This window comes from Acidisoma sibiricum (assembly GCF_057837225.1).
Window position 1 is genome coordinate 1,090,553 of the sequence record NZ_CM174445.1, and the last position, 24,982, is coordinate 1,115,534.

The window sequence follows — 24,982 nt, forward strand, 5'->3', positions numbered from 1 at the left end:
CGCATGCAAACGGGCGAAAGCCTCCTCACCGACCGTCCGGGGCTGCTCGCGCAGCCCCAGGCGGCGGAGTTGACGGCGGAAAAGGTAGTGGTCAGCTTCGGCGGCCTTGCCGCCATCTCCGATGTCAGCCTTACCGTGCGACGCGGCGAGGTCTTCGGACTGATCGGTCCGAACGGTGCGGGCAAGACCACGCTGGTCAATTGCCTCACCGGGTTCCAGGCGCCGACCTCCGGGCGGGTGCTGCTGGCGGGCGATGCGACCGCAGGCTGGTCACCGGACAAGTTCCGTAAACAGGGCGTGGCGCGCACCTTCCAGGCCGGACGCCTGTTTCGGGATATGACGGTGCTCGAAAATGTGGAAGTGACGGCGGTCGGTCTTGGTGCCACCCGCCGGGCCGCCCAGCTGCGAGCGATGGCCCTGCTCGATTGGGTGGGTCTCGCGGGCCAGGCGCACCGCATCGCCGGGACCCTCGCCTATACGGACGAGCGGCGTGTCGGCATTGCGCGCGCCCTCATTCTCAGCCCTGCCTTCCTGCTGCTCGACGAACCCGCCGCCGGTATGTCCGATGCCGAATGCGAAGATCTCGTGGAGTGGATCGCGACCATTCCAAGTCGCTTCGACTGCGGGGTGCTGCTGATCGAACATAATATGCGCGTCATCATGGGCGTCTGCGACCGCATCCATGTGCTGGATGGTGGGCGCAGTCTCGCCGAAGGTACGCCCGCCGAAATCCAGGGCAATCCAGCGGTGATGGCCGCCTATCTCGGTATGGAACCATGAGCGCCATGCTCGAAATCTCCAATGTCGAAGTGCGCTACGGACGGTTGGTGGCCCTGCGTGGTCTGTCGATGGAAGTGCGCCAGGGTGAGGTCGTCTGCCTCATCGGTCCCAACGGTGCCGGCAAATCCACCACCATGGCGGCGATCGCGGGCGGCGTGCCCCGCTATGCGGGCTCGATCCGCTTCGATGGTCAGGAACTGCCGGCGCGCAAGCCCGAGCAGATCGCCCGCCTCGGCCTGTCCCTGGTGCCGGAAGGGCGGCACGTCTTCGGCACCCTGACGGTGGAGGAGAATCTTCGCGTCGGTGGTTATCTTCGCAAAACGTCGCGCGAAAGTGCCGAGGCGCTGGACCGCGTGGCCAATTATTTTCCGCGATTGAAGGAGCGGTGGCGCTCGCCGGCGGGGCGACTGTCGGGCGGGGAGCAGCAGATGCTGTCCATCGGCCGCGCCTTGATGACCGGCCCGCGCCTGGTCATGGTGGATGAACCCTCTCTGGGCCTGGCGCCGCTCATCGTCGATTCCGTCTACGAAATCCTGCTGGAGCTGCGGGCGCGGGAAGGGCTGACCCTGCTGATCAACGAGCAGAGTTCGCACCGCATCCTGCGGTTTGCCGATCGCATCTATGTCATCCGCAACGGCGGCATTCAGCTGCAAGGCACGGCGGACGAGCTGCGCGACGGGGAGGCGATCAAGGCGGCTTATTTCGGCTTTGGGGAACCCGCGGCCAAGCCCGGCATGACGGAGGGCGTCTCAGCATGATCAACTTCCTGCAGAACATGATCGATGCGCTCAGCCTCGGCAGCCTCTATGCCCTGGTCGCCCTGGGCATCGGCCTGTTGTTCGGTATTCTACGACTGGTCAATTTCGCCCATGGCGACTTCATCACCATCGGCGCCTATTCGCTGATCCTGCCCTCGACCAGTGTGGTCGCGACCATGGTGATCGGGTCCTGGCACTGGGAACTGCTTATTCCCATGGTCTGTGTGATCGTCGTCATCGTTGCGATGGCGACGGATGTGCTGGTGTTCCGCCCGCTGCGGCGGAGTTCGGCACCCACGCTGATGATCGCGTCCTTCGCCGTCAGCTATATGATTCAGAACGGCGTGCTGATGATCTATGGCGCGCGGCCCAAGGCCGTGAACCTGTGGTCGCCCTTGACGACGCAGGTCAATCTCGGCGGGCTGCGCGAGCCGGTTCTGCAACTTGTCACCATCGCGACGACGATCGTGCTCATGGTGGGACTGTCGCTGTTCCTCAAGCACGCGCGGTGGGGCGTGCAAATGCGCGCGGCGGCGGAGGATTTCCGCATGGCCCAGTATCTCGGCGTGCGCGGCAACTTTGTCATCGGTCTGGCCTTCGCCGTCAGCGGCATCCTGGCCGCCGCCGTGTCGCTGCTGTTTCTGGCGCAGACCGGCGCGCTCAGCAATGTCATGGGCGTGCCCCTCGCCCTCTTTGCCTTCGTGGCGGTGGTGGTGGGCGGCATGGGCAGCCTGCCCGGTGCGGTGATCGGCGGCTTCCTCGTCGGCATCGTCACCACATTGCTGCAGGCCTATCTGCCGCCTGACCTGCGCGTCTTCCGCGATGCCTTCACCTTCACCTTCGTCATCATTGTGCTGCTGGTGCGTCCTGCGGGTCTTATTCCGTCGCGCACCATCGCTGAGCGTGTGTAGAGGCCGGTCATGTTCCTCCAAACGATGCTGCGCGGCCTCGTCACCCCGCTGCTGCTGATCCTGGGCGTGGCGATCGTCACCTTCCTGGGGGTGCTCGGCGGGGATCAGCTGCAGACGTCGCTCACCGAAATGCTCATTCGCATGGTCGTGGTCGTCGGCATGTGGGTCTTCGTCGGCAATTCGGGCATCATCTCCTTCGGCCATGTCGGCTTTATGTGCATCGGTGGCTATGCCGCCGCCTGGGCCACGGTCGATCCGAGCTGGAAGAGCATCATGCTCACCGGACTGCCGGACTGGCTGCAGAACGGCCAGTTCCCCTTTCCCTATGCCGTCATCGGCGGCATGGTCCTGGCGGCACTCGTGGCCGTCGTGCTCGGCGCCGCCATCATGCGGCTATCGGGCATCGCCGCCTCCATCGCGACCTTCGCCTTCCTGATGATCGTCAACAGCGTCTATTCCAACTGGGATTCGGTCACCGGCGGCACCAGCTCCATCATCGGCATTCCGACGGTCGTCGGCCCCTGGGTGGCCTTTGCCTTCGCCGCCGGCGCCATCCTGCTCGCCTATGCCTTCAAGGTCTCGCGCTACGGCCTGATGCTGCGCGCAACGCGAGAGGATGAGGTGGCCGCCAAGGCCTCGGCCATCGGCATCTTCCGCGTGCGCCTCGGGGCCTTCGTGCTGAGCGCCGCCATCGTCGGCGTCGGCGGTGCGCTCTGGGCCCATTTCCTCGGCGTCCTCACCGCCGACAGCTTCTATCTCAGTCTCTCCTTCATCACGCTCTCCATGCTGGTCGTGGGCGGGCTCGGCAGCCTCAGCGGCGCCGTCCTCGGGGTGATCGTCGTAACCGGCGTGGTGGAGGGTCTGCGAACGCTGGAGGGCGGCTTGAGCCTGGGCAAGATGACGCTGTCGCTGCCGCCCGGCAGCCAGGAAATTGGCCTCGGCCTGGTCTTGGCCCTGATCATGATCTTTCGGCCGACCGGCCTTACCCGCGGACGGGAGCTGCAATGGCCGTGGCGCCCGCCGCCCCTCGTTGTGGTGCCCGATGGCGTGACGGCGGCGGGCGAATGACAATGGCCGATTACAGTGCGGGTGCCGCCTATGTCGACGGGCGCTACATGCCGGTGGCGGAAGCGACCGTTCCGATCCTCGATTGGGGCTACCGCCGATCTGACGTGACCTATGACGTGGTCGGCGTCTGGGACGGCGCCTTCTTTCGCCTCGATGATCACATCGCGCGCTTCCGCGCCTCCATGACCGCGCTCCGCCTGCATCCCGACGAGACAGATGCCGACATCAGGCAGATCCTCATGCAGGTCGTGCGCCTGTCCGGCCTGCGCGAAGCCTATGTCGCGATGGACTGCCTGCGCGGGCGGCCCAAGCCGGGCTTAAAACCCCACCCCGCCAATTGCCGCAACCGCCTCACCGCCTATGCCATCCCCTGGGTCTGGCTGGTGTCGCCGGAGGTGCAGGCGCGCGGCGCCCATCTGATCGTCGCCAAAACACCACGCATCCCCGAGGACTCGATCGATCCGCGGGTCAAGAACTTCCACTGGGGCGACCTGACGCGCGCCTTGTTCGAGGCGCATGACGCGGGCGCCGACACGGCCGTCCTGCTCGACGCGGCGGGGCTGGTGACCGAGGGGCCTGGCTTCAATGTCTTCGCCGTGCGGAACGGCGTCGTGATCACGCCCGATCGCGGCGGCTTGGAAGGCATTACCCGTCGCTCGGTCATCGAGCTTTGCGCCGATCTCGGCCTGCCCTGCGCGGTGCGGCCGCTGCCGCTGGAAGAACTGCGCGCGGCAGACGAGATTTTCCTCGCCACCACGGCGGGCGGTATCATGCCAGCCGCCCGCCTTGACGGTCGTATCCTGGGCAATGACCGGCCCGGTCCGATCTCGGCGCAGTTGCGGCAGCACTTCTGGGATCGACGGGCCGCAGGCTGGCACGCCACCAACATCGATTATTCCGTGGCGGTATCGGCATGATCAGCCTGGGCGTCGCTCGCGGCGGCACCGTCCGCGGCGGCCTGCTCATCGACGGAGACGGTCTGCCATCGACCGCGCGCAAGGCCCTGTTCTGCACCGACTGGTGCGTGGCCTGGGACGCGAAGCGCCAGGCCAGTGAGCTGCACCCCGTGCGTCCACGGCGGTAGGTCTATACAGGAAAGGCCCAGGACATGTGCGTTGCGTGCTACGTCGATGAGGCAATGAAGCAGAAGATCATTGCCTATAATGCCGAATTCCATCAGGTGACGAAAAGTCCCTACGGCGCCGGCGATGAGATTGGCATGCTCAACCTGATCGATGCGCAATCGCGGGCCGCGATCCTGGCCCGTGCCGATGCGTCGAAGGTATTTGACCTGTCGGTCGATCATTTCGTCGGCATGCCGGGCTGGTTTGGCGCGGGCGACCAACCCTACCAGATCTGGATGACGCATACGCCCGGTGGTGAGATCGTCGATAACAGCATGGCCGTCAGCCTGGAGGCCAATCAGCTGGTTGGATATTCGGGCGACAGCATCTCGATGTACACGCATTGCGGGACGCATATCGATACCTTCAATCACTTCGGCTATCATGGCGAGATCTTCAACGGCTTCAGCGCTGACAAGAATCTCGGCAGCCGGGCCTGGGATAAATGCGGCGCCGAGAAGCACCCGCCGATCTTTGCCCGCGGCGTGCTGCTGGACGTCGCGGCCCTGCATGGCGTCGCCACCTTGCCGCCGAGCAACGCCATCGGAGAGGCGGATCTGAAAGCCTGTCTGTCGCGGCAGGATCTCAAGCTGCAGCCGGGCGATGTGGTGCTCATCCATACCGGCCAGATGAAGCTGTGGCCGGACATGGCCTTCGTCGCCAATACGCCCGGTCTCAATCGGGAAGGGGCGGAGTTTCTGGCCAAGCACGGCGCGATCATGATCGGCGCGGATAATCTGACCCTTGAGCAGACACCGGGCGCGCATCCGCTGAATTTCTTCCCCGTTCACACCTATCTGCTTGCGGAAGCCGGCGTGCCGATCCTGGAAATGGCCTATCTTGAGGAGCTTGCCGCGGAGCGGGTGTGGGAATTCGCCTTCTTCGGCGCCTGCATCAAGCTTCGCGGTGCGACCGGGGCGCCGATGCGTCCCGTGGCGATGCCACTGACGCATTAACTGAGAAAGGTGATTGCCATGGAAGCGCTTTCTCTTGAGCAGCGTATTGCCCGTCTGGAGTCGATGGAACAGATCCGGGCCCTGAAAGCGGTCTATTGCGACCTCTGCGACCGCGGCTATGACCCGGACGGCCTATCGGCCCTGTTCACGGAAGACGCCGTTTGGGATGGCGGTCCGTTTGGCCGCCATGAAGGGCGGCAAGCCATCCACGACTTCTTCAAAAGCGTGTCGCACTCTCTGGTTTTTGCGGCGCATCTGGTGACGAACCCGATCATCGCGTTTCAGGACGATGATACGGCGCACGGCAAATGGCGCCTGTGGGAGCCTGCGACCGTCAATGAAGATGGCAAGCTCGTCTCAAAGATCCTGCTCGCGGCCTATGAGGACGTCTATGTCAAAGTCGACGGCAGGTGGCTTGTGAAGTCTCTCACACTCCATGTGAATTTCTTTGCCCCTCTCTCCGACGGATGGGCGGATATCGCCGTGCAATAACGATGTCACCGCTCTGGAAGAAGCGGGTCTCATCGCCCGCTCCGGCCATGACGATGGGGGAGGGCGCGGCGGGGCGCCATTCAGCCTTTGAAACTGCCGCCGTAGTCCTCTGGCACAAGATCGGCCTGTGCATCGCCGGTTTTGATCAGATCAAGAATACTGTCTGCCACCAGCGCGGGCGGATGCGCGAAGGACGTGGTCTCGGCCTCCTGTGCTCTGGCCGAGTCCAGCCCTGATTTCACAGAACCGTAGAACTCTGTCGCCGTAATCGACGGGTGCATGATGGAGACGGCAATCCCGATCTCGGCAAGCTCCAGCCGCGCGACGCTTGAGAGCATGTTGAGCGCCGCTTTGGAACTGGTATAGGCGGCGGAGCCTGGATAGGTCCTGAGGGTCGCACCCGAACTGACGTTGACAATGCTCCCGCAGCCCTGGTGTCGCATGTGGGGAATAACGGCCTGCATCATGACAAGCGGGGCGATGAGATTGAGCGCGAGCAGATCGCGAAAATCGTCAATCCCGATGTCTTTGATCGTGGCATGCAATCCTTGGCCGGCATTATTCACCAGAGCGTCGATCCGCCCGAAGCGTTCCATCGCGGCTTGCACCGCGTGGCGCACCTGTTCCGGGCGTGTCACATCACAGGCGACCGCCAGCGCATCCCCCAACTCTGCCGCCAGTGCCGCGATCCGGTCCTCGCGGCGGGCGAGCAACACCACCCGCGCGCCGGATCGGGCAGCGGCGCGTGCCGTGGCTTCGCCAATGCCCGAGGACGCGCCGGTTACGAGCACAACGGCGTCTTTAATCTCCATCCGATTTCGTCCTTCATGCGCGGCCGCTTCGGCCGCTGCCGATAACCGGATATCTACGCCGCAGCCGATCGGGGCGCGTGCCCGTTCCGGTCTATTATTTGCCTATTCCTGCTCTAGGCACTACCGTCACGCGATGAGTGACATGGTCCAGACCCTGAAAAACTATGTCGCGCCGCAGGCCAAAGCTGTTTTGACACGGACGCAAATACCGCGGCTGGACATCCTCAGGGTCTCGGAACCGACGAAGCTGTTTCCCGAAATCTATCAGCCTTTGGTTAGCCTGATCCTGCAAGGCGCGAAGCGGCTGCTGATCGGACATCAGGTTCTGGACTACGCCGCGGGAGACACCTTTATTGCCTCCGTCGACCTTCCCGCCAGTGCTGACGTCATCACCGCGAGCGCCGCCGTTCCATACCTCGCCCTTCGTCTGACCTTCGATCTGGCCATGGTCGCGGATCTGGTGCGTGGTGACGCGTGCGCACCGGCGCCGATGTCCGACACCCGCAGCTTTTGCGTCAGCCCCGCGAGTGACGCTCTGATGGATGCCTGGCTCCGGTTGCTGCGCCTGCAGGAGGAGCCCGACGCGATTCCGGTAATGGCGCCGCTGCTGGAGCGGGAGATTCTGTTCCGGCTGCTGCGCGGACCGCAAGGTGCTGTTCTGCGCCAGGCCGCAAGCATCGATGGTGGTTTTGCCAGGATCAGACAGGCGTTGATCTGGATAAGGGCGCATTATGCCATCCCCTTCCGGGTCGAAGATCTGGCGCATGGTGCCCATATGAGTGCGTCGGCCTTCCATCGCGCCTTTAAGGCGAGCACCGGCCTGTCCCCGCTCCAGTATCAAAAGCATCTCAGGCTTTATGACGCGCGCAGACGGCTTTTTGCCAAACCGGGTGATGTGGCCTCAGTCGCCTTTGCGGTGGGCTATGAAAGCCTGTCGCAATTCACCCGCGAATATGCGCGCATGTTTGGCGCACCCCCCGCCCGTGACATCAAAGACCTCCGCGCCACGACCGCGCCGGAATTCGCCGCGGTCGCGTGATGGGCCGCGGGGCTGGGGTAGCTTTGACCACGCGGTGGAAGGCTAAGGACGTCGTCCTCGCCGCTGGGTGAGGGAGGCGGCGCGGGGTTACGGGTGCGGTGTCTGACCCACACCTGTCTCAGCGTTACGCCCGTATCCACGTCATGCCCGGCTTCATGCCGGGCATCTACCCGATTAAGCTGGCGAAACCGGGTAGATCCGCGCAATAAATGCGCGGATGACTACGAAGTAGTGCAGACGAGAACAAACGACAAAGATTTGTGTCGGCCACGCCATGGAAGACATCTCAAAGAGCGCCTGAGCGCTACCGCTTGCTCCGGCATCTGCATAGCCATCCGGAGGCGTCTATTTCGTCTCTCGCACGCTCCTTGGCGCGGCAGTATCGTCGTGTCCATGATGATGTCACTGCCTTGGAAGAAGCGGGACTCATTGACCGCTCAGCGGACGGCGTGACGATGACGGCGGACAGCATCACGACTGAGATCCGGTTTTAGGCAAAGCGTTTTTGTGCCTTTGCCGCGCTGCAACTGACCGTGCCCTAAACCTCGTCATGCCCGGCCTAGCCGGCCGCACTTCATGCCGGGCATCTACGCGACCGTCTGCCTCTGAAGTCGTAGCACGGAAAAGCGTAATGCCTTCCGCCTTGCCTCTTCGCCGGAGACTGCTGGATGACGCTCCGCTTATCCGCCCTACGCTGGTTGGATGCTAAATCTTTCAAACTTTCATGTGAAGTTTCGGCTCTCATCAATCTGATGGTAGATCGTTGTCTGCGAGTAGCTTTGTCTCTTCGCTTTCATCTTCCGGACTGACTCGTTCCTCCAAGAGTCTTAGTGCTTCAGTGAGTCTGTTGGTTAGTTCGATTTTTCTCTTTTTGCTTACTCGATCTTTAAACTCACGACGCAACCAATCATTAAGAATAGCCTTCCCGTCATGGTTCACGCCATAGTCACTGTCACGTGAAACGATTAGTACGTGGTGGTTGTCTGTGCTAGTCTCTGCGCATCGGATGATCCATTCCCAGTTTATTGAATCACCTATAGATGTCTCTCCTGATTTCCGAGGCGGATAGCCTAAAAAAAATCTTTTTCGTGCAAGGCTTCGTATGGCGAACCGTGTCGTGTCCGGGCGTCTCAAATTGAACTTGCTCTCAAAGTCAAATATCCTAGTAAGCGATTGGAAAACAGGGTCGTGGCGTGAGGGGTTTTTCAAAATTAAGTCAATTTTTTTCCTAACACCTGTATGACTTTTCACTGCGTCCTCGATATGCTTACTGAGCATCTTGGCTTGTTGAAAGTCACCGAGAATAGTTGGAATTGAAATCTTGGCGGGCTTGGTGATTCCTTTGATCGTTTCTATAATAACCTTTTGGCGATTCTTTAAAAACTCCATTCGTATTTGGTCAGAAGTTATAAGTATATGTTTGTGCCTTTCCAAAGATTCAAGTTGGCGCCGTGTGCTGGGACCTGGCATTCTGTAAAAGTCTAGCAATATATTTGTATCTACAAAGATGAGCCATTTTTCGTTCGTGCCAGATCTAGTCATTTCAGCCCTGTTTTCTTGAGCAGATTTATATTCGCGCTACATGCCAATTTCATTTTAGGCTGTTCCAATATGCACTAAAGTTGCGTGTTCGCATCAAAAATAGCGGATACGCTTAGGCAGATAATTTTTTCTTTTTGCTGCATGCTTATAAGAGGTCCACCAACAACTCCAGCGCCCGTCTCGCAAAGACCCGCATATTGGCCACCCGGTCGTCCGACCCCGTCTTGATCGTGATGACCCTGGTGAAAGGGCCGGTGACGGCAATGCAGCAATGGCCGGCGGGGTCGCCGTAGCGATTGCCCGTGGGGCCGGTGGCGCCCGTCTCACCCATGCCCCAGGTCGCATCCAGCCGCTCCCGCGCGGTATCGGCCAGCAGGATGGCATAAGCCTCGGTGGACGCGCGTTCCACAGGCGCGGGCAGGGGTGTCGGCAGGCCGAGCAGGCCGGATCGCGCCTGGGCGGTGTAGATGACGCCGCCGCCGCGGAAATAGGCGCTGGCGCCCGCTTGCGCCAGCAGCGCGGCCGCAATCAGGCCGCCCGAGGAGGATTCGGCCACGGCAATGGTCTCACCGCGGGCGCGCAGCTTGCGGCCGGCGGTCTCGGCCAAAGGCAGCAGGGTGTCCATGGAAGCCTCCGTTTCCCGCCAGTTCGGCACTGGCGGGGGTGGAGGTCAAGGCAAGACGATGCGCGGGTCAAGCCCGGGCATGACGGTGTGAGAGGGACGAGCGCCCTTAAGCGGCCGCTGCGCCGCCCAGATAGGCCGCCTGCACCCGCCTATCCTGCGCCAGCGTGGCCGCGTCGCCTTCCAGCATGATCTCGCCGTTTTCGAGCACATAGGCGCGGTCGGCGATCTTCAGCGTCTGGCGGGCATTCTGCTCGACGAGGAGAATGCCCATCCCTTCGTCGCGCAGCCGCTTGATGATGCCGAAAATGGCGCGCACCACCAGCGGCGCCAGGCCCATCGACGGCTCGTCCAGCACCAGCAGGCGCGGCTGCAGGATCAGGGCGCGGGCAATCGCCACCATCTGCTGCTCCCCGCCCGAGAGCGTGCCGGCCAGCTGCAGCCGCCGCTCCAGCAGGCGGGGGAACAGCGCATACATGGTCTCAATCCGGCGCTTCAGCTCGGCATGCTGCCCGCGGATGAGATAGCCGCCGAGTTTCAAATTCTCTTCCACCGACAGCGGTGCAAACAGCCGCCGCCGTTCCGGCACATGGGCGAGGCCGAGGGCGGCAATCTTATGGGCGGGCAGGTTGGTGATGCCCGCGCCATTCAGCGTAATGGTGCCGCCCCGCACCGGCTCCAGCCCCGACAGCGCGCGCAGGGTGGTGGTCTTGCCCGCCCCATTGCTGCCCAGCAGGGCGACGATCTCGCCGGGGGCCACGGTCAGGTCGATGCCGTGCAGCACTTCCACCTTGCCGTAGCCCACGCGCAGCCCTTCGACGGTGAGCAGGGTCATGCGAGCGCTCCCGCGCTGAGGGAGGACATTTCCACCGTGTCCGCCTCGTCATCCTCCTCGACGCCCAGATAGGCTTCGATGACGCGGGGATTGGACTGCACCTCGGCCGGGCTGCCGCTGGCGATGACCTGTCCCCGGTCCATGACAATGACGCGGTCCGACACGCCCATCACCAGCAGCATGTCATGCTCGATCAGCAGAACGGTGGTGCCCAGGTCACGAATGCGGCGGATCAGGCCCATCAATGCCTGTTTTTCGGTCGGGTTCATGCCGGCGGCGGGCTCATCCAGCAGCAGCAGTTGCGGCTGCCCGGCGAGCGCCCGGGCAATTTCCAGCCGGCGCTGGTCGCCGTAAGGCAGGTCGCCGGCGCGCAGGCCCGCCTGGGACGCGAGGCCCACGAAGTCCAGCCAGCGGCGGGCGGCCGCGTGGTGCAGATGCGTCTCCCGCCTGGCATAGGGCAGCGCGATCAATTCGGAGGCGAGCGAGACATGAAAGCGGTGGTCCATGCCCACCAGCACATTCTCGAAGACCGTCAGATTGTCGAACAGGCGAATGCCCTGAAAGGTGCGGGCCAGGCCGCGGGCCACCACCTTATGGGGTGCCAACTTCGCCAGCGGACGGCCGTTCCAGATGATCGCACCCCCGCTCGGCGGAATGACGCCGGTCAGACAATTGAAGACCGTGGTCTTGCCGGCGCCGTTCGGGCCGATCAGGCTCAGGATCTCGCCGCGATGGACGGTGAAGCTGACATCCGTCACCGCCTTCAGCCCGCCGAAGACCCGGCTGACGCCGCGCGCCTCCAGCAGCACCTCGGGCTCGCCCGCCGTGGTCTCGGCGATCTGCGCCGCCGGGTCCGCCTGCGGGATGGCCTGCGCCTCCTCGCCCGATGGGGGTGCAATATGGCGCAGCCGCGCCGGCCACAGGCCCTGCGGGCGCAGCAGCATGAGCAGAATGAGGGCAATGGCGAAGGCGAATTCGCGCCACAGATTGAGGAAGCGCAGCGCCTCCGGCAGGCCCGCGACGATGATGGCCCCCAGCAGCACGCCCGGAATGCTGCCGCGGCCGCCCAGCACCACGATGATCAGAATGCTGACGGATTGGGCATAGGTGAAGGAGGTCGGGTCGATCGTGCCGAAGCGCGCGGCAAACAGGCTGCCGCCCAATCCGCCGATCAGCGCGCCGATGACATAGGCAAGCATTTTCACGCGCAGTGTCGGCACGCCGACGGCCTCCGCCGCGTTCTCGTCTTCGCGCAGGCTGGTCCAGGCCCGGCCCAGGCGCGACTGCCCGAGGCGGATGACCAGGATGAGCACGCAAATCATGAAGACCAGTGCCAGCATGTAGATGGCTTTGGGTGCGGTCAGGTCATGGCCCAGGACATTGGCGGGATTGATGCCATAGATGCCGTTGGGGCCGCCGGTGATATCAAGATTGGTCGCGATGATGCGGACGATTTCGCCAAAGCCCAGCGTTACGATGGCCAGATAGTCGCTGCGCAGCCGCAGCGTTGGGTAGCCGATGATGATGCCGGAAATGCCGGCGAAGACCAGCGAGAAAGGGATCGTCTCCCAGAAGTTGAAACCCGCCAGCGTCTCCAGCAGGGCGGTGGTATAGGCGCCGATCGCGAAGAAGGCGGCATAGCCGAGGTCGAGCAGACCGGCATAGCCCACCACGATATTGAGCCCGAGGGCGAGGATGCCGTAGGTGACGATGGTCAGCGCCACATCGACCACGTAATTGTCGCAGAGGAAGGGCAGGAAGGCGGCGACGATCAGGGCGGCCACGCCGGCGGCGCCAGCAGGGGTCGTTTTCATCGGATGCGCTCCCCCTGTTCTACATACGCTCGACGACACGCTCGCCGAACAAGCCTGTGGGCTTGATGACAAGCGTGCCGATCAGCACCAGGAAGACGATGACATCCGTCCAGCGGGAGGAGATATAGCCGGCGCTGAAGGCTTCCAGCAGACCGATGAGCAGTCCACCGGCCATGGCACCGGGAATATTGCCGATGCCGCCCAGAACCGCGGCGGTGAAGGCGCGGAGCCCCACGACGAAGCCCATGAAGAAGTTGATTTCGGTGTAGTACAAGCCCTCCATCACCCCGGCGACGGCGGCGAGGGATGAGCCGAGGAAGAAGGTGATCTGGATCACCCGCTCGACATTGATGCCCATCAGCCGGGCGGCGTCGCGATCGACGGCCAGCGCCCGCATGGCGGTGCCGATGAAGGTGTGATGGACGAAGAAATAGAGGCCGGCCATCAGCACGAAGCTCAGGATGATGATGCCGACCTGAATATCGGTGATGCGCGCGCCGGCAATCATGAACCCTTCCGAGCCGATCAGCTGCGGATAGGTATTGAAGCCGGCACCGAAAATCAGCAGCACGCCGTTTTCCAGCGCCAGCGAGACGCCGAGCGCGGTGATGAGGATGGAGAGCGGCGGCGCCGACAGCAAGGGCTGATAGGCGAAGCGCTCCACTACCACGCCGAGGCCGCCCGTCAGTAGCATCGCGATGATCAGGGCGAGGAGAAGGCCGAGCCCCCAGGGCAGATGCGTCGCCGCCAAAGCCGTCAGCACCGTCCAGCCCAGGAAGGCGCCGACCATGAAGATATCGCCATGGGCGAAGTTGATCAGTCGGACGATGCCGTAGACCATGGTGTAGCCAAGCGCCACGAGAGCGTAGAAGGAGCCGGTCGTCAGTCCGGCGATCACGAGTTGGATGAATTCGCTCATGAGCGTCTCTCCCCGACCGGCACCGTTATCTCTGCGTTACTGTGCCATCGCCACCCATTTGCCGCTCGGGTCTTGCTTCATATAGGCCGTCCAGGTCTCGTTCTTGACGATGACGGTGATGTAGGAGGCGATGGTACGGTCACCGGCGCTGTTGAAGGTGATGACGCCGGTCAGGCCCGGATAATCCTTCACCTTGTGCAGGGCAGCGAGCACGGAAGCGGGTTCGGCCGAGCCTGCATCCTTGATCGCCTTCACGGCGATATCGACCGCATCATATTCATAGACGGAGTAGGGGCCGGGCGCGACATTGTAGGTCTTGGTGAAATCGGTCACGAAATCCTTCGCACCCGACAGGAATTGCGGCAGTGGCGCGCAGGTCGAAATCCAGCCATTGGCGGCGCTGCCGGCGGTCTTGATCAGCGTCGGGTCGTCGGTCGCGTCGCCGCCCATCATCTGCGGCTTGAGGTGCAGGGCCGCTGCTTCCTTGGCCATCAGGCCGGCTTCGGCGAAATAGCCGGTATAGTCGATGACATCCGGGCCGAGTGAGGCGACATGGCTCAGCACCGCCGAATAGTCCATCTGGCCGGGCGTGACCGCGTCGTAATAGACGACATCAACGCCGTCCTTCTTCAGGCCGGCGACGGTATTATCCGCCAAGCCCTTGGAATAGACGGTGTTGTCGTCGATGACGGCGGCCTTTTTGGCATGCAGGTAATTGGCAATGAAGTCGGCCGCGAAGGGACCCTGCTGGTCGTCGCGCCCGATGGTGCGGAACACATTGTCGAAGCCCATCGAGGTCAGCTTCGGATTGGTGGAGGCATCAAGGATATAGGGGATGCCGGCACGATGCAGGGCGGTGAGTTCCGGCAAGGCAGCGCCGGAGCAATAGCCGCCGGCGACGGCCGCAACCCCGGCATCGACCAGCTTCTGGGCCGCCTGCACGCCCTGCTGCGCGTCGCAGGCATCATCCTCGCCCAAAATTTCGATCTGCTTGCCCAGCACGCCGCCCGCAGCATTGATCTTGGCCGCGGCGAGCTTGGCCGCGTTGAGGACATCGACGCCGGCACTGGCATAGGGGCCGGACAAGGGCACCGGCACGCCGATCTTGATGGTATCGGCGGAGGCCGCCACGGCGCCCAATGTCAGCATCGCGGGCAGCGCAGCGTAAAGAAGCGGCTTGATCATGCAATTCTCCGGCAACGGGGTGAGGGAAATGGCAGACAGCGCATTCAGACGGCGCGGGCGAACCCGCGCAGATGAATTGCACTATGCAAATCCCAGGCCAGTTTGTCGAAGGTTTGTGACGGTGCGCGGCATGCCCTGCCGCGACGGGTCTCTAGCCGGGGGCGCCTAGCCGGGGGCGCCTAGCCTATGCCGGCCAGCAGACGCTGAATGCGGCCAAGCACGGTTTGCGGGTGATAGGGCTTGGCCTCCAGCGGCCCTTCCTCGCACAGATCCCCGGCCGTATCGGCGGCGCGCGCATTGCCCGAGGTCAGCAGCATCTTCAGATTGGGCCTGTTCTGGCGGACCCAGCGGGCCAGGCCGAACCCGTCCATCTCGCCCGGCATCTGCACGTCGCTGAAGACGATATCCACCGGTTCGGGCGATTCCAGGACGATAATCGCCTCGGCCGCGCTGCCGGCTTCGACCACGTGATAGCCGCATTCGCGCAGGTAGTCTGCGATGACCATACGCACCAGAACCTCGTCTTCGACGACGAGCACGGTCTGCGGCTTCGGCTTACTCTCCAGCGACAGGTCGGCAGCGGGCATCTTACTCACACAAATCCTGAACGTTTTATGTGGGAGAGACGCAGCCTTGTGCAAGATGGCGCAAGGGCCGCTCAAATCATTCTTTAAATAAGATTGAATGTCATTATAAAATCTATTGGAAAGATTGGTTTCTGAGGTCCAGTTTGGCCGCCACACGGGCAATGTCAGGAGACCGATCGTGCGGACAGCTTCTCAGGCGGGACTTGTCGCCATCATCCGGGAGTTCACGCCCAACTGGTTCACCGTGACCATGGGCACCGGCATCACCGCACTCGCGCTGAACCATCTGCCCTTCGCGCAAGCGGGGCTCCATGCCTTGGGCACCGGCCTGTGGCTGCTCAATATCCTGCTTTTCGTGACCTTCAGCACCCTCTACGCGGCGCGCTGGATGCTGTTCCCGCAGGAGGCGCGGCGCATCTTCGGCCATGCCGTGATGTCCATGTTCTTCGGCGCCATTCCTATGGGCCTTGCCACCATCATCAATGGTTTTATTGCCTTCGGCATTCCCATGTTCGGCGCGCCGGCCGCCATCGGCATCGCGACGGCACTGTGGTGGATCGACGCCGCCATGGCGGTGCTCTGTGGCATTGCCGTGCCCTTCCTCATGTTCACCCGCCATGAGCACAGTCTGGAGAAGATGACGGCGGTCTGGCTGCTGCCGATTGTCGCCAGTGAGGTGGCGGCCGCCAGCGCCGGGCAGTTGCTGCCGCATCTGGCAGCGGGCAGCCAGGCGCTGACGATCCTCGCTTTGGGGTATGCGCTCTGGGCGTTTTCGGTGCCCCTGGCGATGAGCCTGCTGGTCATCCTGTTCCTGCGCCTGGTGCTGCATAAGCTGCCCAACCGGGACATGGCGGCGTCAGGCTGCCTGGCGCTGGGGCCGATCGGCACCGGGGCGCTGGCTTTGCTGCTGCTGGGCGCCGACGCGCCGCGCAACTTCGCCGGGCTCGGCCTCGGCGATATCGGGCAGGTCGCGCGCGGCATCGGCCTCATCGGCGGCCTCGCACTCTGGGGTTACGGCGTCTGGTGGTTCCTGCTGGCCGTGCTGACGACGCTCCGCTACCTACGGCGCGAGGGCATGCCCTTCAATCTCGGCTGGTGGGGCTTCACCTTTCCGCTCGGCGTCTACAGCGTCGCGACCCTGGCGCTCGCCCATCAGACCGGACTGGCGCTGTTTTCCGTCATCGGCTGCGGCCTGGTGCTGCTGCTGGCCGCCCTCTGGACCCTGATTGCGGTCAAGACCACCATCGGCGCCTGCCAGCGCACGCTTTTCGTCTCGCCCTGCCGGGCGCATGGGTCCATTCCGGGGGATATTTTCGCCGATCAGGTTTAGACGGAGATCACCCGGCCATCAGCGATACCAGCCCGCGCAGCAGATCGACAGGCGCGGGCGGGCAGCCGGGGATGACACGATCGACCGGTACCACGGCATGCGCCCCGCCCAGCACGGCGGGGCCGCCGGCAAAGAGGCCGCCGCAGGCCGCGCAATCGCCGCAGGCCAGAACCCATTTCGGCCCTGGCATCGCATCGAAGGTGATGCGCAGCGCCGCTTCCATATTCCGCGTCACCGGTCCCGTCACCAGCAGCACATCGGCATGGCGCGGAGACGCGACGATTTTGAGGCCGAAACGCTCCAGATCATAGAACGGGTTGCTCAGCGCGTTCAGCTCCAGCTCGCAGCCGTTGCAGGACCCGGCATCGACCACGCGAATGGCGAGGCTCCGGCCCAGCCGGCGCTGCACCGCCGAATCCAGATGGCGCGCCAGCGCCGCCAGTTCCGGGTCCTGCGCGGGCAGTTTTTCGGTGAAGGGCCGGTGGGTCAGGCTTTCAAACAGGGTCTTGCGCATCACGGCCTTTCACAGATCGACGCCGGAATAGCTGCAGTTGAAGGACTTATTGCACAGCGGGAAGTCGGCGATGATGTTGTTTTCGATCACCGCTTCCAGCAGCGGCCATTGAAACCAGGACGGATCGCGCAGATGGCAGCGGTCGATGGTGCCGTCCTCGCCCAGGCGCAGCCAGACGAAGACATCGCCGCGAAACCCTTCGACCAGGGCAAAGCCCGTGGCCCCGGCCGGGCCGGCGGGCAGCGGCTGGATCACCGGTCCGTCCGGCAGGCGGGCCAGAATCTGCTCGATCAGAAGCAGGGACTGCTCAATCTCCAGCACGCGCAGCCACAGCCGCGCATGCACGTCACCCTGGGTCAGAACCGGCACCTCGAATGCGAGCCGGTCATAGGGCGCATAGCCGGGGCTGCGGCGCGCATCCTGCGCCCGTCCTGCGGCGCGGCCGATAAAGCCACCGGCGCCGAACTGGGTGGCGAGTTCCGGCGTCAGAATGCCGGTGCCGACGGTGCGGTCGAGCACGGAGGCGGTCTTCTCATACAGCGCCACCAGCGGGCGGAAGCGGCGGCGCAGGTCCGGCACCAGGGCCTTGATCCGCTCCCGTCCGCGCCGGTCGAGGTCGCGGGCGACGCCGCCCGGAATGATGCGGTCCATCATCAGCCGGTGGCCGAAGCTCGCGTCCGCCTCGCGCAGCACCAGTTCGCGCAGCACCGCGCAATTGGCGAGCATAATGGGAAAGGCCGCGTCATTGCAGATGGCGCCGACATCGCCAAGATGATTGGCGAGGCGCTCCATCTCGGCCATCAGCGCGCGCAGCCAGATGGCGCGTGGCGGGGGGGCGTGGCCGGTTGCCGCTTCCGCGGCTTGCGCAAAGGCCAGCGCGTAGGCGACGGTGGAATCGCCGGAGACGCGGCCGGCCAGGCGCGCGGCGCGGTCCAGCGGCGCACCCGCCATCAACCCCTCCACGCCCTTATGCGCATAGCCCAGCCGCGCTTCCAGCCGCACCACCGTCTCGCCATCGGCGGTGAAGCGGAAATGACCGGGTTCGATGATGCCGGCATGCACGGGGCCGACCGGCACCTGATGCAGGTTATCGCCCTCCACGGGCAGAAAGGCATAGGCGCCGTCATGGCGCAGCCAGGGCCGCCGATCCGGCAGTCCCTGCGGGATGACGCCATAGAGATCGGCTGCGGCCCGCTCCAGCCGGATGGCAGGCGGATGGTATTGCCCGACCGAGGGATACAGCCCATCGGGCGCGGTCAGACGCAGCACGCGCACCACCTGCACGGGTCCTTCGTCGGCGATGGCCATGCAGATGGCACCCGGCTCGGCCCACAGGGCGATCAGCGTTAAAGCGCCATCGGCCAAGGCTTCGGTCGCGGCCACCCACAGATCGGGCGTGACCTCTTGCAGGGGCTGCGTCATTTCAGCATCGCCGCGACGGTCTGCAGCCAAACGGCCAGACCCGCCGGAATATAGAGGCCCAGCAGCAGCGCGCAGGCCAGATGCGCCACGATGGGTCCGTAGCTGGGGCGGAGTACGGCCGCATCCGCCGTCGGCACGCCGAAAGCGACGCCGTTCAGGCGCAGCAGCAAGGCGCCGAAGGCCAGCAGCAGGCCGATCGCCGCCAGCAGTGTCAGCACCGGAATATGGGCAAAGCTTGTGCTCAGCAGCAGAAACTCGCTCATGAACAGGCCAAAGGGCGGCAGGCCGGCAATGGCGATGACGCCCGCCACCAGCAGCCAGCCAAGCGCCGGGTGACTGCTGGTCAGGCCCTTTATGTCGGAGAGTTTCTGCGAGCCCTTGATCTGCACGATCTGGCCCACGGCAAAGAAGATCGCCGATTTCGTCAGGCTGTGCAGCGCCACCTGCAGCAGGCCGGCGAAATTGCCCCAGGGGCCGCCGAGGCCGAAGGCGAAGGTGATCAGCCCCATCTGCTCGATCGAGGAATAGGCGAACAGGCGTTTGATATCGCCGCGGCGATACAGCATCAACGCCGCGAAAAAGACCGAGAGCAGGCCGAAACCCATCATCAGGGCGCCCACCGGAATGGTGGCGGCATTCGCGGTCATGATCATCTTGAAGCGTAGCAGCGCATAAAGGGCGGCGTTGAGCAGCAGACCCGACAGCACGGCCGAGACCGGCGTGGGTCCTTCGGCATGGGCATCCGGCAGCCAGGCATGCATTGGCACCAGACCCATCTTGGTGCCATAGCCCAGCAGCAGAAAGACGAAGGCGACGTTGAGCAGCGGCGCATCCAGCGCGCCCGCATGCTGCACCAGATTGCTCCATTCCATCGACGCCATGCCCTCGCCGATGACATTGACGGCGGCGAGATAGACGAGGATCGTCCCGAACAGAGCAAGGCCGATGCCGACGCTGCCGAGGATGAAATATTTCCAGGCTGCTTCCAGCGCCGCATGGGTGCGGTAGATGCCCACCATCATGACGGTGCTGAGCGTTGCCAGCTCCACCGCGACCCAGATCAGGCCGATATTATTGGCGCAGAGCGCCAGGTTGATCGCCAGCATCATGAGCTGGAACATGGCGTGATACAGGCGCAGCGAGGTCGGCGTCAGCCGCCCGGTCGCCAGTTCATGGCTCACATAGCGGGCACTGAAAATGCTGCTGGTGAAGCCGATGAAGGTATTGAGCAGGATGAAGGCGATGCTCATCGGGTCGGCGATCAGCAGCACTGTGGTGCTGGGATGATGCCCGATCAGCAGGAGGCCGAAGAGAAAGCTCACGCCGCTGGCAAGGATGTTCAGCCTGGCCGACAGGCGGTGATAGGGCAGGCAGGCCAGCAGCAGGGCCGCGATCAGCGGCGTCAGCAGAATGCCGGCGAGCGGGGAGGCGGCGGCGCTCATGGATGGTCGCCCCGGAAATGGTCCAGCGCCTGCAAGTCGACGGTATCGAACCGCTCACGGATGCGGAACAGATAGACGCCGATGACGATGAAGGCGATGAGCACGGAAAAGGCGACGCTGATCTCCACGATCAGCGGCATGCCGCGCGCGCCGGTGCCTGCCAGAATCAGGCCGTTCTCCAATGACATGAAGCCGATCACCTGACTGACGGCATTGCGCCGCGTCACCATCATCAGCAGGCCGAGCAATACGACCGAGAGGGCGAGCGCCACATCCTCCCGCACCAGCACGCTGGCATTGGCGGCCACCTGGAACATCAGATCCATCGAGAGGGCCACAAGGCCGATGCCGATCAGCATCGGGATGCCGGTGCCGATGACGCCCTCAATCTCGCGATGGATGTCGAGCTTGCGCACCATGCGCTGCAGCGCGATGGGAATGAGGATGCATTTCAGGCCGATGGCGAGAACGGCCGTGACATACAGCTCCGGTGCCTGCTGGATATGCGCCTGCCAGCCGACGGACAGGCCCAGCAGCAGGGAATGCAGCGACAGCGTGCGGATCAGCGGCAGCAGCCGGTCCTGATACAGCATCATGAAGCTGACCAGAACCAGCGCGCCGGCAAACAGATGCGCAAGGTCGAGCGACAGGGGTTCCATTACATCTCCCCCGAGACGAACAGCAGCAGCGTGCCCAGCAGGCCCAGCATCAGCGCGATGCCAAGCAGGTTAGGCACCCGGAACAGACGCATCTTGGCGGTCGCCATTTCAAAAATCGCGAGCAGCAGGCAGGCGATGGCCACTTTGCCGAGATAGAGGATGACGGCGACGATATCCGCGCCCGGGGACAGGTCCTGCGTCACGATGCCGATCGGCACGAAGATGCAGATGATAAGCGAAATATACAGCACCATGCGCAGGGAGGCGGCGAGGTCCATCATCGCCAAATGACGGCCGGAATATTCCAGCAGCATCGCCTCATGCACCATGGTCAGCTCAAGATGGGTCGCCGGATTGTCGATCGGGATGCGCGTGTTTTCCGCCAGCGCCACGATGATGAGGCCGAGCAGCGCCATGGCCAGCGGCAGGCGCAGCTCGCCCGCGGTATTCATGAAATGCGCGACCGTGGACAGCTGCGTCGACCCGGCAACCAGGGACAGGGTAAACACGACCATGATCATGGCGGGTTCGGCGAGGGACGCGATCATGATTTCCCGGCTGGCGCCGATGCCGCCGAAGGCGGTGCCGCTGTCAATCGCGGCCGTCGCCTGCAGGAAGCGGGCGAGGCCCAACAGCGCGACGATTGCGATCAGATCGCCCGACCAGCTGAACATGAGCTGGGTTTTGAAGGTCGGCACCAGGGCGGCGGCCACCCAGGTCGTCGCGAAGACGGCGTAAGGGGCGGCCCGGAACAGCCAGGACGTGCCTTCTGCGACGACCGCATCCTTGCCCAGCAGCCGTCGCAGGTCACGATAGGGCTGCCAGATCGGGGGGCCGCGGCGGCGCTGCAGGCGGGCCTTCATCTTGCGGATCAGGCCGGTGACTCCGGGGGCGATGGCGACCACCAGCGCCACCTGGCACAGCTGTGCCAGCAGCTCCCAGGCTTCGCGGATCACATAGGCCGCCGCGCTCATCCCCACACCGTCAGCAGAACGAGCAGCAGAATGAGGGTCGCGAAAACGAAGCTGAGATAGCTGCGGATGGTCAGAAACTGGAGATGGTTGAGCCTGGTCGCGGCAATCTGCACGGCGCGGCCCAGGGGGGCATAGGCAAAGACCCAGATCGGATCGCGGCTGCTCTGGCGGATGCGGGCAGGCGCGGTATCGCCAGGCGGCGGCATGGTGACACGGCTTTGGGCATTGAAGACCAGCGTGCCGAAGACGCGGCGGATGGGCTGGGCCAGGCTGGTCGCGGAATATTGCGTCATCGGATTGGCGTCCGGGAAGCCGCAATTCCAGGCCGGCGCGCGGCGGATGACGCGGGAGGCGAAGCGGTGGATCAGCGCCGAGGTCAGGCTCGCCGCTGCCAGCAGGAAGGCCGCGATGATCAGCCCGTTATAGGAGCTGCGGCTGGCCGAGATCGGCGCGATGGATAGCCAGGATATGGTGGATTGGGACGGCATATGGCTGTGCAGCAGGCTGTCCGTCACCGGCCGCAGCCAGTCGATGACGAAGCCCGGAAACAGCCCGGCGAGGACGCAGAGACCGGCGCCCCCGATCATCGCCCCCACCGACCAGCGATCGGTCTCGCGGGCCGTGGCGGCGGCCTCCGACCGTGGGCGGCCGAGATAGGTCACGCCGAAGGCCCGCACGAAGCAGGCGGCGGCCAGCGCCGCGGCCAGCGCCAGCAGCACGCCCACTGCCGGCACCAGCAGGCGCAGCGCCATGCGGCCCAGATGCGGGCTGAGCAGGATGCTTTGAAAGACCAGCCATTCCGAGGCAAAGCCGTTCAAGGGCGGCAGCGCGGCAATCGCCAGGCTGGCCACCAGGAAGGCGGCCGCGGATCGCGGCATGCCGTGAATGAGCCCGCCCAGCTTCTCGATATTGCGCTCGCCTGTGGCACTCACAACCGCGCCGGCACCGAAGAACAGCACGCTCTTGAACAGCATGTGGTTGGCGGCGTGGAACAGGGCGGCGACCAGTGCCGTGGCGGCGGCAGCCGGCAGGCCGCTGGCCTTGAAGGACAGCGAGAGGCCAAGAGCGGTGAAGATCAGCCCGACATTCTCGATGGTACTATAGGCCAGAATCCGTTTCAGATCGGTTTCCATCAGCGCGTAGAGCATGCCCAACACGGCGGTGATGCCGCCCAGCACTAAAGCAGGCGTGCCCCACCACCAGGCGGGCGGACCCAGTAGGTCGAAGGTGATGCGGATGAAGGCATAGATCGCGACCTTGGTCATGACGCCGCTCATCAGGGCGGAGACATGGCTGGGGGCGGCGGGATGGGCCAAGGGCAGCCAGGCATGCAGCGGCACCAGCCCGGCCTTCGACCCGGTGCCAATCATGACCAGCACCAGCACGGCAGCGGCCACGCCGGCCGGCGGCGGATGGGCGGCAATCGCGGCGAAACCGGTGCTGCCGGCAAAGCTGCCGAGCAGGCCGAAGGCCAGCACCAGCGCCAGCGTGCCGCCGCTCGCCATCAGCAGATACAGATACCCGGCCGCCGCCGTCTGGCTCGCCCGGTTGTCGGACATGACCAAGGCCCAGGAGGCGAGGGACATCATTTCCCAGGCAAACAGAAACCCGTAGGCGTCGGCGGCCAGGGTGACGAGGCTCATGGCGGCCAGGAAAAGCGGAAAGAAGGGCAAAACCCGGCGCGGTTCGGCTTCATGCCGGCCATAGCCGATGGCGTACAGGCTGGCGCCGAATCCGCCGAGGTTGATCAGGCTCAGGAAGCCAGCCGACAGCGGGTCGAGCAGGAATTGCGTCGCCATGCCCGGCGGGCCCAGAGGCAGTGTCAGGCTTTCCGGCACGCGCAGCATCGCGCCCAGCGACAGCACCAGGAGCAGAGCGCAGATCAGCGCCGTCCCGCCATAGGTGATGGGCGTGGCGCGGCCAGCGGGCAGCACCGTCGCCAGTCCGGCCAGGGCGATCAGGGCCAGAACGCACAGAAGCGCGAACAGGATCATGGCTGGCGCTCCATCCCGTCTGCCTCTTTATGCCAGCCTGATCATGATTTTTCCCTAAGCCGCACGCCGCGGCCGCCGGCCGCGCTGCTGGCGCCGTCGCCGATCAGGATGATGCCGGCCTCTTCAAGTCCCGCGATCAGCTTCATAAGCGAATCCACATTGCCGCGGATGACGCCGTCACTGCCTTCCATGCGTTGAATGGTGGGCAATGACAGCCCCGTCCGCTCGGCCAGGGCGCGCTGATCGAGATCAAGCAAAGCGCGGGCGGCGCGCATCTGGGCGGCGGTGATCATAGCGGGCCGGCCTCTTCCCTGAAAACAATGTAGCTGATGTTTAAAACATCAGTTGTCATATTTCAATAAGGAAAAAGCATGCTCCCGCCGCGAGGTATAGATGTGATCGGGACGGTTTAGTGAAGCCCCGCGGCGATGCTGCTGAGCCAGGGGCGGTCAAGTACCACCACCTCGGCATTGGAAGGGGTGGTGATCCGCTTTTCGGCTTTGAATTTGCTCAAGGTGCGGCTCACCGTCTCGATCGTGAGGCCGAGATAATCCGCGATTTCGCTGCGCGTCATGGGCAGGTCGATGGTATCGGTCGGCGGTCGGCAGGGAATGGTCGATTCCAGTCGCGCAATCAGGAAGCTCGCCACGCGTTCGCGGGCGGTTTTGCGGCCCAGCAGCAGCATCTGTTCCTGGGCGGCGACCAGTTCATTGCAGGCGGTCTGGAGCAGACGTTCCTCCAGCGCCGGAAAGTCGTGCAGCAGTTCCCGCAGCTTGGGGCGGGAAAAGCGGCAGACCCGCGTCTGTTCAATGGCTTCCGCGCTGAACGCATAGGTGCTGGAGACGGCAAGCCCCAGAAAATGCCCCGGCCCGGCGAAGCCCGTCACCTGCTGGCGGCCGTCCGGCATCAGCTTGTAGAGCTTCACGGTGCCGCGCGTGACATTGAAGAAGTCGCTTGCGGAGTCGCCCTCTTCGATGAAGGTTTCGCCTTTGGCAAAATCCCGTGCCACCGCGGCGGCGGCCAGGCGCGACAGATCCTCGTCCTCCATCACGCTGCAGACGCTATAACCCCGCGCCGAGCAGGAGGCGCAGGTGTCAGGCTCATGATGAGGGGCGAGCAGAATGGATCGGGGGCGATGCATAAGGTCTACCTTATAGGCAGAGTGACCTTGGAGGCCAACCGGCTGCCAAAGCGCAACTTACA

At 63.9% G+C, this 24,982-nt stretch carries 27 protein-coding genes; 11 read left to right on the plus strand and 16 right to left on the minus strand.

The features are described from left to right. Positions 1-3: 3 nt before the first annotated feature. Genes AC3G7M_RS05270 through AC3G7M_RS05305 form a run of 8 tightly spaced genes read left to right on the plus strand, consistent with a single transcriptional unit; the run spans position 4 to position 6,089 of the window. Positions 4-780 carry an ABC transporter ATP-binding protein gene (locus tag AC3G7M_RS05270; RefSeq protein ID WP_489214658.1) on the plus strand — a complete coding sequence of 259 codons (777 nt, stop codon included), beginning with the start codon at positions 4-6 and terminating at the stop codon, positions 778-780. Beyond that, positions 777-1,538, plus strand: coding sequence for an ABC transporter ATP-binding protein (locus AC3G7M_RS05275; protein ID WP_489214659.1), 762 nt, complete (start codon positions 777-779; stop codon positions 1,536-1,538). The genes AC3G7M_RS05270 and AC3G7M_RS05275 overlap by 4 nt, the downstream gene beginning before the upstream one ends. After that, positions 1,535-2,449, plus strand: a complete 915-nt coding sequence (locus AC3G7M_RS05280) for a branched-chain amino acid ABC transporter permease (RefSeq protein ID WP_489214660.1) — start codon at positions 1,535-1,537, stop codon at positions 2,447-2,449. Before AC3G7M_RS05275 ends, AC3G7M_RS05280 begins: the two co-directional genes overlap by 4 nt. A gap of 9 nt (positions 2,450-2,458) precedes the next feature. Next, positions 2,459-3,517: a branched-chain amino acid ABC transporter permease gene (locus AC3G7M_RS05285; RefSeq protein WP_489214661.1), complete on the plus strand. Its 1,059-nt coding sequence runs from the start codon at positions 2,459-2,461 to the stop codon at positions 3,515-3,517. A gap of 2 nt (positions 3,518-3,519) precedes the next feature. Beyond that, positions 3,520-4,434, plus strand: coding sequence for an aminotransferase class IV (locus tag AC3G7M_RS05290; RefSeq protein WP_489214662.1), 915 nt, complete (start codon positions 3,520-3,522; stop codon positions 4,432-4,434). Further along, positions 4,431-4,601: a hypothetical protein gene (locus tag AC3G7M_RS05295; RefSeq protein WP_489214663.1), complete on the plus strand. Its 171-nt coding sequence runs from the start codon at positions 4,431-4,433 to the stop codon at positions 4,599-4,601. Before AC3G7M_RS05290 ends, AC3G7M_RS05295 begins: the two co-directional genes overlap by 4 nt. 54 nt (positions 4,602-4,655) lie before the next feature. Then, a complete protein-coding gene (locus AC3G7M_RS05300) occupies positions 4,656-5,597 on the plus strand; it encodes a cyclase family protein (protein WP_489214664.1) in 942 nt (313 codons plus the stop codon). Positions 5,598-5,615: 18 nt separating this feature from the next. Continuing rightward, positions 5,616-6,089 (plus strand): nuclear transport factor 2 family protein, encoded by a 474-nt coding sequence (locus tag AC3G7M_RS05305; protein WP_489214665.1) that lies wholly within the window; start codon positions 5,616-5,618, stop codon positions 6,087-6,089. Between the two features lie 80 nt (positions 6,090-6,169). Here AC3G7M_RS05305 and AC3G7M_RS05310 read toward each other — a convergent pair whose 3' ends face one another. Beyond that, the gene (locus AC3G7M_RS05310) at positions 6,170-6,901 is read right to left on the minus strand and encodes an SDR family oxidoreductase (protein ID WP_489214666.1); all 732 of its coding nucleotides are present in this window, start codon (positions 6,899-6,901) and stop codon (positions 6,170-6,172) included. 142 nt (positions 6,902-7,043) lie between these two features. Between AC3G7M_RS05310 and AC3G7M_RS05315 the strand changes: the two genes are divergently transcribed. Together AC3G7M_RS05315 and AC3G7M_RS05320 are read left to right on the plus strand one after the other, a co-directional pair. After that, complete coding sequence (locus tag AC3G7M_RS05315) at positions 7,044-7,940, plus strand: AraC family transcriptional regulator (RefSeq protein WP_489214667.1); 897 nt, start codon at positions 7,044-7,046, stop codon at positions 7,938-7,940. Positions 7,941-8,200: 260 nt separating this feature from the next. Next, positions 8,201-8,434 (plus strand): HVO_A0114 family putative DNA-binding protein, encoded by a 234-nt coding sequence (locus tag AC3G7M_RS05320; protein WP_489214668.1) that lies wholly within the window; start codon positions 8,201-8,203, stop codon positions 8,432-8,434. Between the two features lie 250 nt (positions 8,435-8,684). Here the strand turns inward: AC3G7M_RS05320 and AC3G7M_RS05325 are convergent, their stop codons facing one another. The 7 genes from AC3G7M_RS05325 to AC3G7M_RS05355 all read right to left on the minus strand — a co-directional run bounded on the left by AC3G7M_RS05325 (position 8,685) and on the right by AC3G7M_RS05355 (position 15,444). Next, complete coding sequence (locus tag AC3G7M_RS05325) at positions 8,685-9,482, minus strand: PIN domain-containing protein (RefSeq protein ID WP_489214669.1); 798 nt, start codon at positions 9,480-9,482, stop codon at positions 8,685-8,687. Between the two features lie 145 nt (positions 9,483-9,627). Beyond that, on the minus strand, positions 9,628-10,107 hold the full coding sequence (locus tag AC3G7M_RS05330) for a CinA family protein (RefSeq protein WP_489214670.1): 480 nt from the start codon (positions 10,105-10,107) through the stop codon (positions 9,628-9,630). Positions 10,108-10,213: 106 nt separating this feature from the next. Next, complete coding sequence (locus AC3G7M_RS05335; RefSeq protein ID WP_489214671.1) at positions 10,214-10,939, minus strand: ABC transporter ATP-binding protein; 726 nt, start codon at positions 10,937-10,939, stop codon at positions 10,214-10,216. Then, positions 10,936-12,753, minus strand: a complete 1,818-nt coding sequence (locus AC3G7M_RS05340; protein ID WP_489214672.1) for a branched-chain amino acid ABC transporter ATP-binding protein/permease — start codon at positions 12,751-12,753, stop codon at positions 10,936-10,938. Before AC3G7M_RS05340 ends, AC3G7M_RS05335 begins: the two co-directional genes overlap by 4 nt. 19 nt (positions 12,754-12,772) lie before the next feature. Further along, positions 12,773-13,672: a branched-chain amino acid ABC transporter permease gene (locus tag AC3G7M_RS05345; RefSeq protein WP_489214673.1), complete on the minus strand. Its 900-nt coding sequence runs from the start codon at positions 13,670-13,672 to the stop codon at positions 12,773-12,775. A 36-nt stretch (positions 13,673-13,708) separates the two neighbouring features. Then, the gene (locus AC3G7M_RS05350) at positions 13,709-14,857 is read right to left on the minus strand and encodes a branched-chain amino acid ABC transporter substrate-binding protein (RefSeq protein ID WP_489214674.1); all 1,149 of its coding nucleotides are present in this window, start codon (positions 14,855-14,857) and stop codon (positions 13,709-13,711) included. Between the two features lie 179 nt (positions 14,858-15,036). Then, positions 15,037-15,444: a response regulator gene (locus tag AC3G7M_RS05355; protein WP_489215966.1), complete on the minus strand. Its 408-nt coding sequence runs from the start codon at positions 15,442-15,444 to the stop codon at positions 15,037-15,039. A 178-nt stretch (positions 15,445-15,622) separates the two neighbouring features. Between AC3G7M_RS05355 and AC3G7M_RS05360 the strand changes: the two genes are divergently transcribed. Next, on the plus strand, positions 15,623-16,774 hold the full coding sequence (locus AC3G7M_RS05360; protein WP_489214675.1) for a TDT family transporter: 1,152 nt from the start codon (positions 15,623-15,625) through the stop codon (positions 16,772-16,774). Positions 16,775-16,781: 7 nt separating this feature from the next. Here the strand turns inward: AC3G7M_RS05360 and AC3G7M_RS05365 are convergent, their stop codons facing one another. From AC3G7M_RS05365 to AC3G7M_RS05400, 8 genes are all read right to left on the minus strand, one after another. Then, the gene (locus AC3G7M_RS05365; protein ID WP_489214676.1) at positions 16,782-17,288 is read right to left on the minus strand and encodes an NADH-quinone oxidoreductase subunit B family protein; all 507 of its coding nucleotides are present in this window, start codon (positions 17,286-17,288) and stop codon (positions 16,782-16,784) included. A gap of 9 nt (positions 17,289-17,297) precedes the next feature. Beyond that, positions 17,298-18,710: a hydrogenase large subunit gene (locus AC3G7M_RS05370; protein WP_489214677.1), complete on the minus strand. Its 1,413-nt coding sequence runs from the start codon at positions 18,708-18,710 to the stop codon at positions 17,298-17,300. After that, positions 18,707-20,152 (minus strand): hydrogenase 4 subunit F, encoded by a 1,446-nt coding sequence (locus tag AC3G7M_RS05375; protein WP_489214678.1) that lies wholly within the window; start codon positions 20,150-20,152, stop codon positions 18,707-18,709. Before AC3G7M_RS05375 ends, AC3G7M_RS05370 begins: the two co-directional genes overlap by 4 nt. Further along, complete coding sequence (locus AC3G7M_RS05380) at positions 20,149-20,811, minus strand: hydrogenase-4 component E (protein WP_489214679.1); 663 nt, start codon at positions 20,809-20,811, stop codon at positions 20,149-20,151. Before AC3G7M_RS05380 ends, AC3G7M_RS05375 begins: the two co-directional genes overlap by 4 nt. After that, positions 20,811-21,785, minus strand: coding sequence for a respiratory chain complex I subunit 1 family protein (locus tag AC3G7M_RS05385; RefSeq protein ID WP_489214680.1), 975 nt, complete (start codon positions 21,783-21,785; stop codon positions 20,811-20,813). Before AC3G7M_RS05385 ends, AC3G7M_RS05380 begins: the two co-directional genes overlap by 1 nt. Further along, positions 21,782-23,779 (minus strand): hydrogenase 4 subunit B, encoded by a 1,998-nt coding sequence (gene hyfB / locus AC3G7M_RS05390; protein ID WP_489214681.1) that lies wholly within the window; start codon positions 23,777-23,779, stop codon positions 21,782-21,784. The genes AC3G7M_RS05385 and hyfB overlap by 4 nt, the downstream gene beginning before the upstream one ends. Before the next feature lie 41 nt (positions 23,780-23,820). Beyond that, the gene (locus AC3G7M_RS05395; protein ID WP_489214682.1) at positions 23,821-24,072 is read right to left on the minus strand and encodes a helix-turn-helix domain-containing protein; all 252 of its coding nucleotides are present in this window, start codon (positions 24,070-24,072) and stop codon (positions 23,821-23,823) included. A 116-nt stretch (positions 24,073-24,188) separates the two neighbouring features. Beyond that, positions 24,189-24,920, minus strand: coding sequence for a Crp/Fnr family transcriptional regulator (locus tag AC3G7M_RS05400; RefSeq protein WP_489214683.1), 732 nt, complete (start codon positions 24,918-24,920; stop codon positions 24,189-24,191). Between the last annotated feature and the right edge of the window lie 62 nt (positions 24,921-24,982).